A 16,961-nucleotide genomic window follows, 5' to 3' on the forward strand; every position below is an offset into this window, starting at 1 on the left:
GCTAAAAACGTCTGCTGGCCCAGCGTTCAAGAGAAACCGCGAACCCTACTCCGAAGTCGCAAACAGCCAGGTTAGCCGCTCCCGAGCTGCTCTACGACTGTGCCCATCTACCGGCCTCTTCGCCTCCTCTGCTTGGAAGGAAGCAATCTCAATCCGATGTGCGACCAGGCCGCCATCTATAGCTTGCTATAAAGCTTATGCAAACTTTATAGTTCGAGGGCATGAAGATCCCCGTCGACCCACCGAAGCTGAACGAGGTGTTCGAGGAGGCCGTAAAGGCCGGCATTCTCATGGACCTCTATTCGGGCAAGTTCTCTCCCGAGGTACAGGGTGACTACATCCATTGGGACCGGCTCCGGCATAAAACGCCGCCGGACGGGCTGACCTCCCGCACCTGGTGGGCAACGATCAAGTTTGCTCGTCTTGCACTCAAGCAGGAGCTTGCACTGCAGGACAAGGATGGAGAGCCCTTCTCGGTGTCCATTGGTTTCAGGCTGCTGAAGAGTCTTCACTACGTTGACCGCGAAGCCGCAGATGCGATTCGGAAGATGGAAAGCTCGGGAGGCCCGGGGCGGTTTCTCATCCGCTCGCTGATCGAAGAGTCCATGACCTCGTCCCAGCTCGAGGGCGCAGCGACAAGTCGCGTTGTCGCCAAGGAGATGCTGAGCACCGGCCGGTTCCCGCGCGATCAGAGCGAACGGATGATCTACAACAACTACCTGGCGATGAAGCTGGTGAGGGAGAGGGGGAAGCGGCGCTTCACCGTTGATGAAATCCTGGAGCTGCACGCGTTGCTCACTGCCGGAACCATGGAGTCAGACAGCGACTGCGGACGGTTGCGCGACGCCGACGACAACGTCCTCATCTTCGACCGTGGCTCGGACACCGTACTGCATACACCCCCACCCGCCAAGGAGGTCAGGGAGCGGCTGGAAAGGCTGTGCGAGTTTGCCAACGGCCAGAACGAAGACCCGTTCATTCATCCAGTGGTTCGAGCAATCGCCATCCACTTCCAGATCGGCTACGACCACCCGTTCTGCGACGGTAACGGGCGCACTGCCCGAGTGCTGTTCTACTGGTCGATGATGAATTCCGGCTACTGGCTTACCGAGTATCTGTCCATCTCAAGTGTTCTGAGGAAGTCGCAAGGCAACTACATGCGCGCCTACCTCTACACCGAGCATGACGATTCGGACATGACTTACTTCATCTCGCAGCAGCTCGATGCGATTGAGCAATCGATTGCGGGATTGCATGCCTATATCAAGAGCAAGAGCGACCAGAAGCGCCAGGTGCACCGCACACTGGGTACCTCACGGGTTGCCGGGATCGAGCTTAACCACCGGCAGCGTGCGCTTCTCGCGAACGCCCTGAACGATCCAGATCGCGCCTATACCGTGGCAACGCACCGTGCTGCCCATCAGATTTCTTACCCGACGGCTCTCGGTGACCTGACGGCGCTAGTGAATGCAGGTCTGCTCGAGACGCAAATGGCAGGAAGGGCGTACGAGTATCTGCCGGTTGTAGGCTTCGCAGACCGTCTTCGGCAGTAGGCAACCCGAGAACAGCGGGCAAGCCCAGTCCCAACCTACCGAAGACACTTAACCTGCGGGTTGAGAGTCATGAGGCAGGGGCGCCGAACTGTCTGCCGACGACTTCATACAACACTCGTAGAACTGCTGCGTTGCTGCCTTGAGACACGCTGTCTCCGCCCTGCTCGATAGACCCGTGAAGTACTCACGTATCAGCGCCTTATCGACCACTGCGCGCCAGTACACATGACTCCTGCGATGCGTCCTCGCCCACGGCTTCAGCGTGGTGCTCTGGCCGGTACGAGCCAGCGCCCAGAACTTGCGGCCTCCCCGCAGCACGCCAGCCGTTTCCAGCTCGAATCCGCTGCAGGCGGTCAGGTCGCGGTAGAACTCAAGTATCTCGCCCGGTTGGACGACTTGGAACCGTTTGCTGACCACAGCCAGCGGGCATTTGCTGTCGGAGCGGTACAGCACCTTCTGTTCCGGGAAGGCATTGATAACCCCCACGCTGTTGCTGCCGGTGATGTAGCGGACTTCGGACCGCTCAATCTTCCAATCCATCCCCGCTTCCTGCCTCCAGACCTCAATCGGCTGCTGAGGGGCCAGGTTGTTGCCTAGCCCGTGCCACGGCTTCTCGCCGGCATAGGCCATCGTTTCAACCAAGTGCATTGTCGTTTCCTCGTAACTTGATGGCATAAACGCGCAAGGCCCGGAAATCCGGGACTTGTGCATATTTCCGCTGCGCACAGTTGTTTATGGAAACCTGGAAGTGCACCCCGTGCATTGGGCGAAACCTAAAAGCAGAGTCGCGGCCACCACCAGCATGCAGGTCAGAACATCAGTCCTTGGCGGGATCACCTTCCATCTCCCATTGAGCTCTGCAGTGCGGAGGCTCTTACGCGAGACCATCCGACTTTGGTCTCACGCAGGTGATCTGCGTCTGAAACATTTTTCGTTGACAGATCAGCGGTAGCGATGCGTCCGCTCATCCGAATCACGCCCCGCACTGATGGGCGCTGTCGGTCCGACGCCAAACATGAGTGGCGAAAGCACCTCGACTCCGACGCGGGACAGGCGTTGCCGAGATAAAATGCGATTCGGCTAGCCGTTTTATGAATTAGTTGATGAAAGCGTTAAGCTATAGCAGATACATAGCATTGATCTGAGGACGCGGTCCTGCACAAGCTCACGCTGAGTCAAGCGAGTTTGAACCTTCCTGGGAACCCGCATCAACAGGCCAATCCAGACTGTCACGCAATGCAAAGCCATCCGCAGCCCCGTATCTTGTCACTTTCGGCGGTAGTTGAGCCGCTAGATACTGGTGCACACGACGAACAGTGGCCTCATCAAAGCTGAGGATACCCAACGGCACAGGAAAACCACGACTCTCGGTAACTGGAGCATGAACGGTGATTGCCGCCATTCGTCCTGGAACTAAAAGAATCTCGAGCGAACTCGGAATCGCTCCGTTCTTCGGCCTGATGTATGTGGCCGGCAAGGCCTTAACCAGGTGCCATGCTGGCTTTTCATGGCCAACTACAACTGGAGTACGCTCCATCAACTTTCCACTACTGTCGGAAGAAGCACCTTCTTTTGCGAGTCTTTCAAGCAACATCCGGAAGGAGCGAGATGCCCCCCAAGCTGCCTGATTCGGCATCACCCAAACAAACGCATCATCCTTGCCGACCATTCGATCCTTGGTGTAGCCGATTGCAGTCGCGACTCGCTCAATATTTTCCGGTTGGTACAACGCCCCCACGATACCAACCGTAGGTCTGTGGCTTCGAAGCTCACCCGCACGCCCAGCCGTCTCTTTGAAGTATCGAAGCGCTGCAAACCCGGACTTATTGCTGTATTCCTTCAAGTAGGATGGTGCGAATTCCACAAGCGTATCGAAAGCATTTGCGTCTTCGGCGGTTTGTGATGTCCGTAAATTTTCCAAGTATTCAGCGATGCCATGCACCACCTGATCGCGATCACTGAGTTCATGTCCCACCTTCCATGCGTCCAAGAACGGCTCCGGCTCGCCAGGCCGCCGGACATTTGCGATTGCCACAAAAGGGACGATTGTGGAAAACCGGTCGCCAGCCACCACCTCATCCACAGAGTAAAGAGACCGCTTCAGAATATCCGCCGCATCTCTTTCTTTTCGGCTGGCTATCTCTACGTAGAATCTTCGAAACGACTCCGGCACATGCTTCGACGCAGTTGCGGCCAACTCCGGGTTGCGAATTCTTAGCTCGGGAAGCGCCCTCTCGAAATCGGATTGGTACTCGCGATCGCAGGGCGCCAGTGAGAGCAGATCGAAACCGATCTTGTCCATTTTCTTAACAACGTCGTAAATTTGCGGCTTATCACCCTCCTTGAACAACGCTTGACCTGCATCCGTCAGCCAAATGCGACCTTCGGAACGGGATATGTAAGCCCTTGTCTCCGCGTCCCTGATGACATACGCCATCTCGTTAGCGTTGAAGCCGAAGAAATGTGCAGCTGCATCCTCTTGTATCCCATCCGCGGAATACAGAAGGCGCAAGAGGAATTCGGTCGTGAGGGAGACGTCACCCACTTCCGCCACTTTGTGATGAACAAGAAACTGTCGGGCTGGAAGCTGCACATCGAAAATTCCAACAGGAACGCGGACTTCAACGGCGTCGGCGTCATTACTATCTGTATTCTTGGTCAGTGACAGAACTCGCCGTGAAGTAGTCATGCGACACGACCGTTTTGCGCCTTGAAACTATCAGGCGTGTTCTTTCCCTTTTTTTGTCCCGCCTTAGGGGAAGACACGAGCTCGGCGGCATCCAGCAGCACGGCTTCACCGGCCTTAATCTCTTCGTCGAACCCTGTCGAGATCCTGCCAAGGGGGGACCCGTCTCGCCAGCCTGCCTTTGCACCAACGATAAGCAAACGATCCATCGCTCGACTCAAGGCGACATTGACTCGATTCTTTTTAGCCATAAAACCGGGGTTAATGGTTGCGGTGCCGTGATCCTTCGCTCCATCCGCATTGTTCCTAACCAAGGACAGCATCACGACCAAATTTTCCTTGCCTTGGTAGCTGTCGATGGTATCGACCTTGATCGTGCGTCGAAATGCCTCCGGCAAGCTCTCCGACTGAAGTTTCCGTCTAACTAGGTCCAGCTGGGCGGCATAGGCACAAATCACGCCAATGGCCTGCGAGCCATCTGGAAGGCTTCTGAGCCAGCTCAGGAAAGGCTCGTGTTCCGACCATCGCTTGAGCAGCGAGACAATCACGTCGGCCTCTGCCGCATTTTGCAAGCTACCAGGCCGGACTTCGCCCCTCTTCTGGTAGGCCGCGACCCCCATGGAATCCGTACACGCCCATGCCAATGGCATGCTGAGTTCGGGCGGCAACACATTAACAGGAATTCTCGAAGACGTTCGTCCATGCTGAAGCGCGCGATCATAGAACGCGTTGGACACCAATCGGCCAATTGGCGGCAGCATTCGGTACTGCTTTTTTAGTGTGTAGCCGGCCTGCTTGCCGTATGCGGATTCGAATACGCGTTCGAAATCGCTTCTGACAACCTCACTGACCGAGAGCTTCAATTCTTCGGTGAGTGCATCCACAACATCGGAGGAATGCAATGGTTCAAGCTGTGCATGGTCGCCGACCAGCACTATCCACTTTCCCGCCTGGATTGGAACCGCCAGCTCGCTCGGTGTGCAGCGTGCCGCCTCATCGACGATTACCAAGTCAAAGGCGGTCTTGGTTAACCCCAGCGAAGAACGACCTAGGCCGACGCAGGTACCGGTGACAACTTGACGGGTTCCGGCTAGAAACGTCTCATAGCTTCTCTGCCATGTGGAAACAGTACCAACGATATCGCGTCCTAGTTCCACGACATGGCGCAGGCGTTCAATACGGTGTGCCTGATCGCTGGGCAGTTTCGAGAAATACAACGGAGAAACCATCTGCTCGACTTCAGACGCTTCAACATCCATCAAATCGCAATCAATGCCCCTGTCCAGCAAGCATTGTTCCAATGTTCCTTTCAGCGAATTGATCCTTGAACTCTCATTTTCCGCCTCCGCCAGCTCCGATATGCGAGCCAATATCGGTCGGATCGTCTCCTCGTAGTAGAGGACAACGTCGCACTCGCACCTGCCCAGCCCCAAGTAATTTGCCACTGCTTCCATGCGCATGTCGCGCGTGGCGACAAAACTGTCCTTGTACGCTTTCTCCACGGTTGCCACGTGATAAGGCCGCAACGACTCGGACACTTGGCCTTCGGCGCCCACGCGGATCATGCTCAGCGTATCCCGGTCCTTTCCGAACAGGTTCAAGACCGCTTCGGCGGCATTGTTAACTGCTTCGTGCGACTGGCTGGCGACCAAGACGTTCCGTGCAAGCCCATGTGTCAGGGCGTAGTGAACCAACGCGCCAATGAAATGCGTCTTCCCGGTCCCGGGCGGACCCTGCAACAGTCCTAGTGGGCGATGCTCAAGAATTCCCTGGAATGCATCGACCTGGGTGGAGTTTAGATTGTAGTTCTCCACGACAAAGGTCTTGTCGACCTCCGCATCCACCTTGCCAGGAGACTTTCCAGAAACGGGATTAAATGCATCGAGCAGGCCCTGAGCTACCGCATGACCCTTTAAGATTCGTGCGGTTGCTTCCTCGCGCCGCTGCCAACTGCTGTTTTCGAGCCTACTCTGGAAACGCAAGCGATCGCCATCGCGAACAATCGAGCCGCGCGATCCATCTGTATAACCGTGAATTCCAAGCGCATCTGCCGATGATTTCTGCACATCGAGGGTGCCTATTTTTCTCCAGCCACCCTTGCTATCCAACTTCTCGACTGCGACCACATCCTTTCGGTCGAAATCCATATCGCCCATCGCCAACTGGATCGGCACAACATGCAGGCGCGCTTGGGCACGATAGGTGCTGTCACCCAAGGCGAGCACCTCGGTCTTGAGCTCGCCTTCTATCTTGATGGAGCGTTCCCACAGCAGCGGGACATCCACCAAGCGGGGGGTAGTGGCCTGCTCTGCTTGCTCCCTTTCAACCAGCTCATCTTCCTTAGCCTCGATGCTGGCGACTTGAGACATCTCTAGTTCTTCTTCACTTTCCTGCGAAGAAGAAGGTGCAGCAAGGGCAGTGGCAACTTCTGGCAATTGGAGGATCGTTGAAATGGAATCCAGTCGACTGAAACCGCTCTCAATTACGATACTTCCTCGGAAAGAACATTTTTTCTGTCGGCTCAGACGTTGAGACTGTGCTTGATCCAGCGAATTACGCCAGGCCCTTGTTGGAACCCCATCATTGCTCAGCTCAATGGACAGTTCTTCCACCGCACCCAAGATCCTGATTCTCTTGTCGGACTTGGCGATCCAGTACTGGCCTTCGTCAGAAAGCATCGGACCCGTTTCCGCACGGATGATAGAAACGATGTACGTTGCCAGCGCCTCATCGCTCTGAGAGTTCTTGGCCCGTTCTATTGCCTCACGCAGCGGCAACAAAGTCCCGTTGGATGGCGGTCCCATACGGCATTCTTCGATGGAGCGCGCAATGCGCCTAGCGGCGTCATCCGAAATATCAACTCTTGCGAGAAGTTCTTCAGCGATCTTCGTCACCGCGAAGCGATCGCGTTCGAAGCGTCCGCCTGAAGCGGGGGAATACGCACGCGACTTCCTCGATCCGTCTTGCCCGCATGAGAAATCCACCAGGTCAATGAGAACCGGAAGGGGCGTGCCCGCATTGCTCCAATCGACAACGATGTTGTCCGGCTTAATATCGCCATGGGCCACGTACCGCCCATGCAGGTTGTCCAACACATCAATCAGCGCAACGATAAAATCGAGCGTTGTGGACGAATCATTGAATGCATTCCCTTCCGTGTGCTCTGCGAGGGTTTTACCGGCGATGTACTCTTGGACGATGACGATTGCATCGCCGGTCCAATGGGCATGGAGCAACTTGGCCGCACCTTGCGGCGGGGCCTCCACCAACTGCTGCGCATGATCGAGAAATGCCAGGATCCGGCTGCGTTCCTTGACGACATTTCCCAGTGCAGCCGCCTGCCAAAGTTTGACTAGTCGGTGTTGTCCGACCGCATCAGATCTCCAGATGATCGTCCGCTCATCTTCCTTCAGCAGTTCTGTTTCGGGATAAGCCTTGAATATGTCTCGTTGAGTCTTGAGCGTCCGGTAACGCTCCAGACCCTCGATCGTGGACCTTTCATCGACCACGGAGGCCAAAGCCGCATTGAAGGCCGATAGCATCTCCCCGGCATTGCCGAATCGACTGCCCTGCTCCATGTCCAGGCACTTCTCAAACCACGGATGCAGGTTGGCGAATTCACCGTGAGGGTGGATGCCTGGCTTCCATTCCGGCGGCTCGCCTTCCGGAAATGTCCCGAACAGGAGAACATGGATCACGCAGCCCAGAAGGAATACGTCTTTGCGCAGCACGTCCACCGGACCACCGAGGATGTCCTCTGGAACGCACGAAGTCGAAAGGAACTGGAAGCGTGATTCGCCCAGCGTTTGCACATCGGGCAGCGAAGCGGCCATCAAATGCGATAGCCTCACCGTGGTAGGTAACTCTACCCAGATGCTGTGGGTTCCCACGTCCAGATGTGCTGCATTCAAGCCGTGAATCGGCGTGAGCGACGACAGCACCTGCCGCGCCAGCTCGATTCTCTCTCCAGCCGTCAGATCGGCCAGTTCTGTTTTGGCGAAGTCGCTCAGCCGCTTCATCCTGCGGCGACGCTCGAACACTTCCCAATAGGCGACGCCCCGCTCGGGATCTTCCGCCCTGGGTTTGAATATGGTTTCCCCGCATTTTGGGTTGCGATCATCCAGCCAGGCGATCACTTTCCGTTCGCGCCCAGCGATTTCGGCCCGCCCTCCTTCTGTCTGGAAGCGAGTGTCGGCCTTGGCAAAATTCCAGCGCCGCAACAGGCCGAATGAATTGTTGATCCCCGCCTCCTCCACTTCGAACTCGGCATAAACTTCGGTACCGTGCTGGAAGGTGGGACTTTCATTGCGTGCGACGTAGCCACCATAGCGACGCGTGCCGGGCTGAAAAATACCGCCACTAACGTTGAAGAATCGCTTGAAGCGTTGCATCCATTTGTCGCTGGTAAAGTCCTCGTGCCATACCCCCCCAAAGATCTTCACGCGTTCCTGCGTGTTCCTCACGATGCGTATGAAATCATCGACGTGAAAAACAAAGGAAGCCTCGCTGTCAGCAATACGCGAGCGGTCCTTAGTGTTGGTCAACACCACCGCAGACTGGATCAGCGGAGAACCCAAGGAACTTGCCAGTCCCTCCCTCTTCGACTGATCCGCTAGAAACTTCTTCAGTAGCGGGAACAGCTCGCGCGTGATTTCAGCAATCTTTGCCACCGGAGACCTGCCGTTATCTCGGTCGCCGTTGAACCAGTTTCCATCCTGACTGCTGATCGGCCCCTTCCAGTCCTTCAAGTCCACCAGGAGAAGACGGTCCTCGAGGACGAGGATCACGTCGATCTCGCGCATGCCTTTGCCTGGCAGGGACAGATCGAGATTTGTGAACGCCTGCCAGTTGTCCGGCAACGCCCTCAGCTTTTCCATGCCTGGAATTTCGCGAACGTGGATACCGCGGCCGTTGTTGGAAATCTTCATTCAGCCTTCCCTTCACCCTCAATAAGATTCGCATGGACTAGCAGAGCTTCATGAAAACCCGTTGTCCGCTAATTGCTTCCCGCCGATAGCAGACATCGCCGAGCCAAGTAACACCTGGCTGAAGTCGTGCCGCGCGATCGACAGCGCGGCGTCTATTTCGACTCGAAAACCACGACGCGACCGCTAGGATTTCGAGACAAATGCTCCGCCTCCTCACGCTCGAATTTCAGTCGCCAGCTAGGCATCGCAAACATGTCGTCATCCGAAACGGACTGCAGCAGGTCCTGCAGCGCCCGGGTATGCGGCATCAAGTCGGCCCACGTGCGTTCCATCAGCACCTGTGCGTCCTCCGACCCTTGGTCGTCCGCACAGTCCATTGGTCGAAGGTCAGAGACATCGTCATTCAACGCACTGACGATGTCGTCGTGTATGAGGGCGTCCAGTTCGTCCGCCGAGAGTTCGCCTACGACATATCGGCGAAGCACTAGTTCGCATTCATCCAAGATTCCATCAAGCCCTTCGATCGAATCAACCAGCGACGCGAAAGTCGGCAACCCTTGGAATTGATCGTGGCGTTCCTTGAGGAGGTGCCTGAGCAGCCTTACCACGCCGATCCGGCTGCGCACGAAGCCGAAGTTGTCTTCTTTCGACAACTCGTCGAGGCCTAACCGCAGCAGCTTGTTGGGCTTGCTGCACACGAAGTTACTGGTCGCCATATCCTTCCCCAAAGGTTGCCGCTCCTAAGATACCATAAGGCAAACAGGGGCCGGCACGGCGGCCAACAAACGCCTGAACACGCCGGAAAGGGGGCAAATGGGTATCCACATTGGCTGGCTTGCGCCACCCGTCGCCATCGGCGGCGTCGATCACCTCGGCACGCAGTCGCCGTGCCAGCTCGTGTACGCACAGCTGGTTCCGGGAATTACCAACGTCACCGACCGCGCAAGGTATTACTCGCTGTATCCGTGGGTGATCTGGTCGTTCGACCAGCGTCACCCCAAGGTGGACCGGGAGCAATTCGTGAACGCTTTCCGGCGCGCCGATTTTCTCCTGACGCTTATCGCCGAGCGGCATGCGCGCGAGTTGGAAGAACCGGATTTCCTGCACGGCGCCGGTATGGCGGGCCGAACGCAATTGACGGCCGCCATGGCAAGTCTCGCTGCGGACGGCGCCATCGACCTCGACAAGTTTGCCACTCGTGCGGAGGTCCCCACTCGTTACTTCAAGCAGACCCTCGGCGGCCTTGGCCAGTATTATGTCGGCACCCTCGCCGAGCTGCGCCTGCTGGATACCAGGCTCCATGATTGGGTCCGTTACTCGGACGAGCTCGGCGAACCGCTCGCGCGCGCGGTCGATGGCGTTGTGCCCTCCGATCGTTTCTGGAAGGTAGTGGCCGCCGGCCGGGTCGTCGCCAAGGACCTCGATGCCCTCGCGGCGTTTTGTCCCTGCGGCCTCCATGCAGGAACGCAAGAGTACGCATTGCTGGAAACCCTTTTCCTCGCCGAAGGCGAACACTACGAGGCAACCGGCCAGCAGCGGCGTCTGTCATTGGCGCTGCTGCTGCACCTCGCCGAAGCGCTGTCGGGATCGGAGGCGCCGTTCGACGTCACTATGTTCCGAGGCGTCATGTATTCGGGCCACTTACCTGACGGCCAGGATTGGCACCTTCCGGTGTCGCTGCAGGCAACCCGGGCGCGCTGGGGCATTTACCAATCGAACGAACTCCTGTCGGTGGCGTTCCTCAGTTTGTTCGCTTCGACTCTGGACTTGCTCGCGGAGCATCAAGTGAGCGGCGAGACGACGTTTCCAACCATCGAAACGCTCGCCGCGCATTTGGCTGACGGCGCACTCGGCGACGCCGTGGAGAAGTTTTGCAGGACGCCCCTCTTCAGTGACTTCCTCGCGCAACTGTCGAGCTCTGCACCATCGCTTGGCGACTGGATGCACACCGATCACGAGCATCAGCTCTGCGAACACCTTCTTGGAACGTCGCGCCAAGGGCACAGCAACGCGGCGCTCGTGGTTCACGCGTTCCACGTAATCGGCCTCCTCGCTACCCGCACGGACGAACATCGACCGGCCTACGAAGGCATTGCGCTGATGCACGAGGAGCTCCAGCGCTATCCCATTAATCTCGAAAGCTTCCGCTTGCGCTTGGCCAAGTGGCGCGGGTCCAGCGTCCGAGACGTGCTGCGGGACATCACGCAATGGTGTCTAACGACACATCTCTCCGTCGCGCTCCGCAAGCTGCACGAAACAGGTCGGTCCACGTTCCGATTTCGCCCGGGCGAGCTCGGCGTCGAGATCGTCGATGCAACACCGCTCCCCACGCGCACTACGCCCCGCTTCAACCAGTCAATGCAAGTGCTGATCGACTTGGGGGCGTTGCGTCCGAAAGGAGAAGGTCGCCACGAGGCAGTCGTCGTGACTGAAATTGGCCAAGCCTGGATGGCGCGCCATGGCGACTGAGCGCATATCGATTCTCGACGCAATCAAGGCCGGCGATGTCAACGCCTCCTTGTTCACCACGTTCAACGCGAATCTCAAGTTCTATGAGGATTTAATTCTCCGTCGGCTGACCGCGGCGGGATCTCGCAACAACGTGGTGGTCATGGACCAAAAGCAGTGCGCGCTCGCGTGCGCCAGCGCGGCGACCCGGCCTAGCCTCGCGGGTGTCGGATACACCTTGGTGCCGGTGTCCGTGAGCGGTGCATTTCATCCAAAAATCTGCATGCTCGCCGGCAAGCAACGCGCCAGCCTCTTCATCGGCAGCCAAAACCTGACAATCTCGGGTTTCGGTTACAACCGCGAAGTTTCGTCGTTCCATCGCATCTCGGGACTTCCGGGTTCTCCTGCGCGCCGTGCGCTTACGCAAGCTTGGGGGACGGTGCGCCAGTGGCTCGGTAGGACCGATCTCCCGTCCGCCTTGCTCGAATCGGCTTACAAGCTCGACCAGGCATTCGGCGTGCATCTTTCCGATGCGCCGGAGGGAGACGCCACCCTGCTAGCGCAGGATGCAGGCTCGGCGGGATTGTTGGACCAACTAGCTGCTATGGCACCCGCGCAAGTCAAAGACATCGCCCTCATCGGGGCGTTCTTCGACACAGAAGGCCGATTCATTTCCGAGTTACTGCGTCGCTGGCCGTCGGCTCGCATCGTGATCGGCGTCGAGCCTGGCACCGTGTGCTTGTCGCGGCTTCCGGAGGACGAGCGTCTCAAGGTAGTCGACGCTGGGGATCTCGGCCGAGCCGGCCATGACGGATATCTGCATGCCAAGGCCGTGTACTTCGAGGGTATCGGAGGGGACGCCTTGTTCGCTTGCGGCAGCGCCAACCCGAGCGCACCTGCGTGGATGAGTAGCGGTGTGATCGTAAACACCGAAGCCATGGTCGTACGCACCGACGACGACGCAAGGAAGTGCGCATCCGAGATAGGCATGGATCGACTTCCGTCCATTCGTCCGCTGCCGAAGAAGGTGCTGTTCGACATCATGACGCGCTCGCGCGCGGAATTCGACGAGCCTCGGAGCCAAGCCACACCGGTGTTCATTGCAATCGCGGACCACGCGAACCAGACGATCTCGGTTGACGCATCGCGCCTTCCCGCCTTCGACCGGGTCGACGCTTGTGACGACGCGGACCGGCCCCTGATCGCCGGGCTAGGCTGGACGGTGCCGGGCACACTGCGCGTAGAACGGGATTTTCTGCAAATTCGCTCATTGGTCCTACATCAGGGCGATTCGCCGATTGCACGCGTTCTCGTGCACCACCCCCAGGTGATCGATCGTCAGATCAAGCGGGCGGGCCAAGACCCCACGATTGAACTTCTACGTGCTCTCGGCTCGGACATCGAAGATATCTCCCGCGTCCTCCCGGCGCTGGAGCGTGTCATCTTCGCCGACGGCGTGGCCAATGTGCTACGCGTTCCTGCGCGCCGAAATGACGGGCAAACGCATGAGGAAGCAATCGCCGGACCGGAGACGTTGCGCGTTCCGCTCGCGGCCGTTGGTAGGAAGCCCGCGCCTTCTCTGTTTGCGGCATCGCATGACCTAGCCTACCTCATCGAGATTCTGACCAGGAACATCGATGTTGGAGCAGCCCCCGCCGCGCCTGGCCTGAATCGCTCCGGCCGCTCGGAGGAAGAGCAGATTGGTCAGGACGATGAAGAAGACCTCCTGCCTACCCCGGATGTACGCCAGCCTGTCGATGCCGACATCGGTGATGCTGTGTGTCGTCGTGTCGGAAAACTGTGCCGGCGCATGTCACGAGCCCTGAAGGCGGCACCGCATACGCAGCAGGCCGCGGCAGGCCTGGTCGTACAACTAGTCGCGGTCCTCGCCCTGCTGCAGGAGTTGTCGAAGCTGGAGCTAACAGATCGCTGGCGCGTTCCCCACATCGATCTGTTTTGGGTCGAGGATCTCGAGGGGTTGGTCGATACGGCCCTGGATCGCCTCTTCGTATCCGAGGAAGGCGTCGAGCTGCTCTGCGACGAAGAAGCGCCGGAAGAGGTCATCCACCTCGTTGGCTTGATGCTCTGGGCCGCGTGGTTACTCGACTACGAGTGGTGGTCACCGCAGCGACGCAGGCTAGACACCAGCGAGCAAGAAGAACGAGCGTCGCTCAACGCGCGGCTGGTCGGCCTGTTGACCATGGCCGGCGAGCACGACATCTGGGGCGAGGTGCGATTGCACATCGAGCGCGGCATGGCGCGCGATCTGCTAACGCTGAGCAACGCCGTGCAGTGGTTCGAGCGACATCTCGGCATTTCGAAAGCGCTCGTTGCGTTGGGCCCGTCGCTTCCGGAAGTCGACAGAATCCGCGAGCAGATAGCCGCGGGCGACGTAGTTGACGTGCCCGACGTCATCGATCGATTGCTCGTAGCGATCAGCACTGATGGCAACTACGTGCACGTCGGATCCGGTGGCCAGGGTCGCAGTTTTACTGCTAACCGCGTGCGGTTGCGGGCACGTGTGTGACGCAGGGATGTGGCGCTATTGGGGAACAGGCATGTGAGCGGATTAGCGGTAAATTAATCCCGATTAGACAACAGCAACAGATCGCGAGATGCCCGTGACTGCAACCGGCCACAAGGGAGTCTCCCTCCTGACCCAGACAGGGTCAACGGAAATCCGCCGAACCGAACTAATTATTGCTTCGAGCAATAATTTCCAACCAATCGCAATCCGGACCAACGTCTCGCGTTACATCGCGTATCGCATTCGTAATCCAGTGTCCATCGTCTTCAATGTAGAGGACAAGGTGATCTATTGCCCTACTTACAGGAATCATCGCCCAAGACGCAGCATGACGCCTGGCAGCTTGTTCGTCTGACACGTACAGGTCCTTCGCTCCTCCCCCCGGATCGAATCTCTTCTCCTTCTGATCGAGCAGACGATCAAACGAAGTACAAATCACGTTCCACCCCTCAAGCCCGCGACAAGAATCATAGGTCACGACCCTTACCTGACTCACATCACTTGAAAACGTAGATCGATTCTCACGATCAGTGCCGTCCCAGTATTCGTGACCACTTCCAGCGATTACCTCTAAGACCGTACGCGTCGTGCCTGCCGTGTCCGACGTATAGGGCGCACATATCAGCGAATCTATTGACAGATTGACTCCGTCACTGAACCTTGTGACGAGATCCACCAGCGCTTCGCGGACCGCGTAGAAGCTTCCGATAAGAGCCGTAACACGACCTCCGTGTGTTTCGCCGGTAGCTCGCAGGTTCCAGTCGTCAATTCCGATTTTTTGGTCAAGCATCGCTGCAAACGTTGCCAGCGAAGCCTTAAGCCGCAGACTCTGACGAAGCGGAACCACTTGATGAGGAACACCCTTAAGTCTCGCTGTCCACTCCGTTTGTCGATTCGACCTGACGAGCTGATCAACCCCGTCCGCAACAATGCATCGTTGCGGACCAAACAGCTTACAGACTGTGTCCCGTTCTAGCTCCGGCCAGTCTTGTGCCTCATCGATAAGGACGTAGTCGTAGTGTGGGACCTCTTTCTCGCCCAACTGAATCTCCCAGGGTTCCGCAGACACCTCGCAGCCATAAACTATGGCTTAGACGGAGGTGGTTATGAGCACGAAGCGGTACACCGATGAGTTCAAGATCGAGGCGGTCCGGCAGATCGTTGAGTACGGCCGACCTGATCAAGCATAGCTGGCTGGAGAGTGGCTCCGTGCATGGTCACCGCAAAGTGGCCACAGATCTGCTCGAGCGTGGCGAGACGTGTAGTCGTCATCACGTGGCACGCTTGATGAAGAACGAGGGGCTGCGAGCTGTGGTCGGCTATGGTCGGCGACCACGCCCGTTGAGCGGCCCTGCTGGATCAGTCGCCAAGAACGTTCTGGCTCGCGGCTTCAAGGTCAGTGAACCCAATCGCGCTTGGGTCACGGACATCACCTACATCCGCACGTACGACGGCTACCTGTACTTGGCGGTAGTGCTTGATCTGTTTTCGCGTCAGGTCGTTGGATGGGTAACCCGGCCAATTAAACGTACGGACCTCGTTTTGCAGGCGCTATTGGCTGCAGTGTGGCGGCGCAAGCCAAGCCCCGGGCTTCTGCTTCACTCCGACCAGGGAACCCAGTTCACCAGCGAAGACTGGCAGAGCTTCCTGCGCGAGCACGACATCGTGTGCAGTATGAGTCGACGAGGAAACTGCCATGACACCGCAGCGATGGAGAGCTTCTTCCAGCTACTGAGGCGGGAGCGCATTAAGCGGAGGATCTACAGCAATCACGACGAGGCGCGGGCCGACGTCTTCCAGTACATCGAGATGTTTTACAACCCAAAACGGCGACACAGTTCCAACGACTGGCTGTCCCCGGTAGAGTTCGAGATGGAGCACGAACTAAACAGCTGACGACTGTCGACAAAACCCTGGGCGATCCAGTATGCAGCGGTTTCGGGTGAGCCAAGTATTTCGATCATGAGCCTGCTCAGTACTCGACGCTTTCCACGGGCTCCTGTATCGCCAGCCCATTCTTTGGAACAGGCATGCGGCAGGCCATTCGTCGTGCAATTGTTTCTTAGGAATTGCCCGCGACCACTGCAAGCCCGAGCACGTTAGCCGAGCTTCTGGATTGCGCGCTTACGCGGCGTCAGATTAGAAACCGCGTGCAATTCAGTTCCCAAAAAGTGGCGCTCATAATCCCAAACGGCAAACAAGTGTTCGCTACCGTTGTTCTCATTGCTGTTGAGGTAAAACCCGTAGCAATCCAAGAACAACTGTTCCAGGTACTTGGCCGTTCTATTGCCACACTCAAAGAACGTGACGTACAGCAATTGCTTGCTAGGCCACTTCTCTTTGATATGGTTCGTCACTCGCGCCTCTGCTAGTCCTTTGCCTACATAGACGCACAGCATTGTGCGCGTTGCATGATCATCGCAATCGTCATAATCGACCCACAAATGGTAAAGGCCCGCCTTACTACGCAGCCCCTTCAAGTTGTCCTTGTACGTAAAATCGCCCTGTTGGATCGCCTCTTCTATCGGGATCACCGTGCAGAATGCACTTGCATTGATTATTTCGTCCGCCGTGGGTGGCTTGGCGAGCTCGAGACGAGCTAGGCTATCGAAAGCGGTGTAGTCAGCGTTTTGACAAGGAAAGTCTTGATCTTCGCACTTTGGCATTTGATTGCTCTTGCGGTTCGGGGCGAGGTAATTCTGTCAACTTTAAGGGCGGACCCACGCAAAGGTGCTCCAGCATCGTCAACGACCTGTGCTGTAGCCGCCTCGCAGATGCACGGCAGATGGTTGCAAACTTCCGCTTCAGGTGGCGGGTGG

General features: G+C 57.5%; 8 protein-coding genes and 1 pseudogene. 4 read left to right on the forward strand and 5 right to left on the reverse strand.

Annotated features, from left to right (window positions below):
• The first annotated feature begins 221 nt into the window (after positions 1-221).
• Entirely contained in the window at positions 222-1,553 is a 1,332-nt protein-coding gene (locus tag C2U58_RS11410) for a Fic family protein (RefSeq protein ID WP_102945967.1), read from the forward strand.
• Positions 1,554-1,601: 48 nt separating this feature from the next.
• Here the strand turns inward: C2U58_RS11410 and C2U58_RS11415 are convergent, their stop codons facing one another.
• From C2U58_RS11415 to C2U58_RS11430, 4 genes are all read right to left on the reverse strand, one after another.
• Positions 1,602-2,201: a DUF932 domain-containing protein gene (locus C2U58_RS11415; protein WP_253256718.1), complete on the reverse strand. Its 600-nt coding sequence runs from the start codon at positions 2,199-2,201 to the stop codon at positions 1,602-1,604.
• A gap of 517 nt (positions 2,202-2,718) precedes the next feature.
• On the reverse strand, positions 2,719-4,242 hold the full coding sequence (locus C2U58_RS19845) for a hypothetical protein (RefSeq protein ID WP_146033450.1): 1,524 nt from the start codon (positions 4,240-4,242) through the stop codon (positions 2,719-2,721).
• Entirely contained in the window at positions 4,239-9,167 is a 4,929-nt protein-coding gene (locus C2U58_RS11425; protein WP_102945969.1) for an AAA domain-containing protein, read from the reverse strand. The genes C2U58_RS19845 and C2U58_RS11425 overlap by 4 nt, the downstream gene beginning before the upstream one ends.
• A 152-nt stretch (positions 9,168-9,319) precedes the next feature.
• Positions 9,320-9,883: a hypothetical protein gene (locus C2U58_RS11430; RefSeq protein WP_146033451.1), complete on the reverse strand. Its 564-nt coding sequence runs from the start codon at positions 9,881-9,883 to the stop codon at positions 9,320-9,322.
• 97 nt (positions 9,884-9,980) lie between these two features.
• Between C2U58_RS11430 and C2U58_RS11435 the strand changes: the two genes are divergently transcribed.
• The 3 genes and pseudogenes from C2U58_RS11435 to C2U58_RS11445 all read left to right on the forward strand — a co-directional run.
• A complete protein-coding gene (locus tag C2U58_RS11435; RefSeq protein ID WP_102945971.1) occupies positions 9,981-11,636 on the forward strand; it encodes a hypothetical protein in 1,656 nt (551 codons plus the stop codon).
• Positions 11,626-14,142, forward strand: coding sequence for a hypothetical protein (locus C2U58_RS11440; protein ID WP_102945972.1), 2,517 nt, complete (start codon positions 11,626-11,628; stop codon positions 14,140-14,142). Before C2U58_RS11435 ends, C2U58_RS11440 begins: the two co-directional genes overlap by 11 nt.
• 1,053 nt (positions 14,143-15,195) lie before the next feature.
• Positions 15,196-16,038: pseudogene (locus tag C2U58_RS11445) on the forward strand (IS3 family transposase); the annotation flags it as partial.
• Between the two features lie 203 nt (positions 16,039-16,241).
• Here the strand turns inward: C2U58_RS11445 and C2U58_RS11450 are convergent.
• The gene (locus tag C2U58_RS11450) at positions 16,242-16,808 is read right to left on the reverse strand and encodes a hypothetical protein (RefSeq protein WP_102945973.1); all 567 of its coding nucleotides are present in this window, start codon (positions 16,806-16,808) and stop codon (positions 16,242-16,244) included.
• Positions 16,809-16,961: the final 153 nt, after the last annotated feature.

It is taken from the genome of Stenotrophomonas sp. VV52 (assembly GCF_002893095.1).
GTDB classification, from domain to species: domain Bacteria; phylum Pseudomonadota; class Gammaproteobacteria; order Xanthomonadales; family Xanthomonadaceae; genus Stenotrophomonas; species Stenotrophomonas aracearum.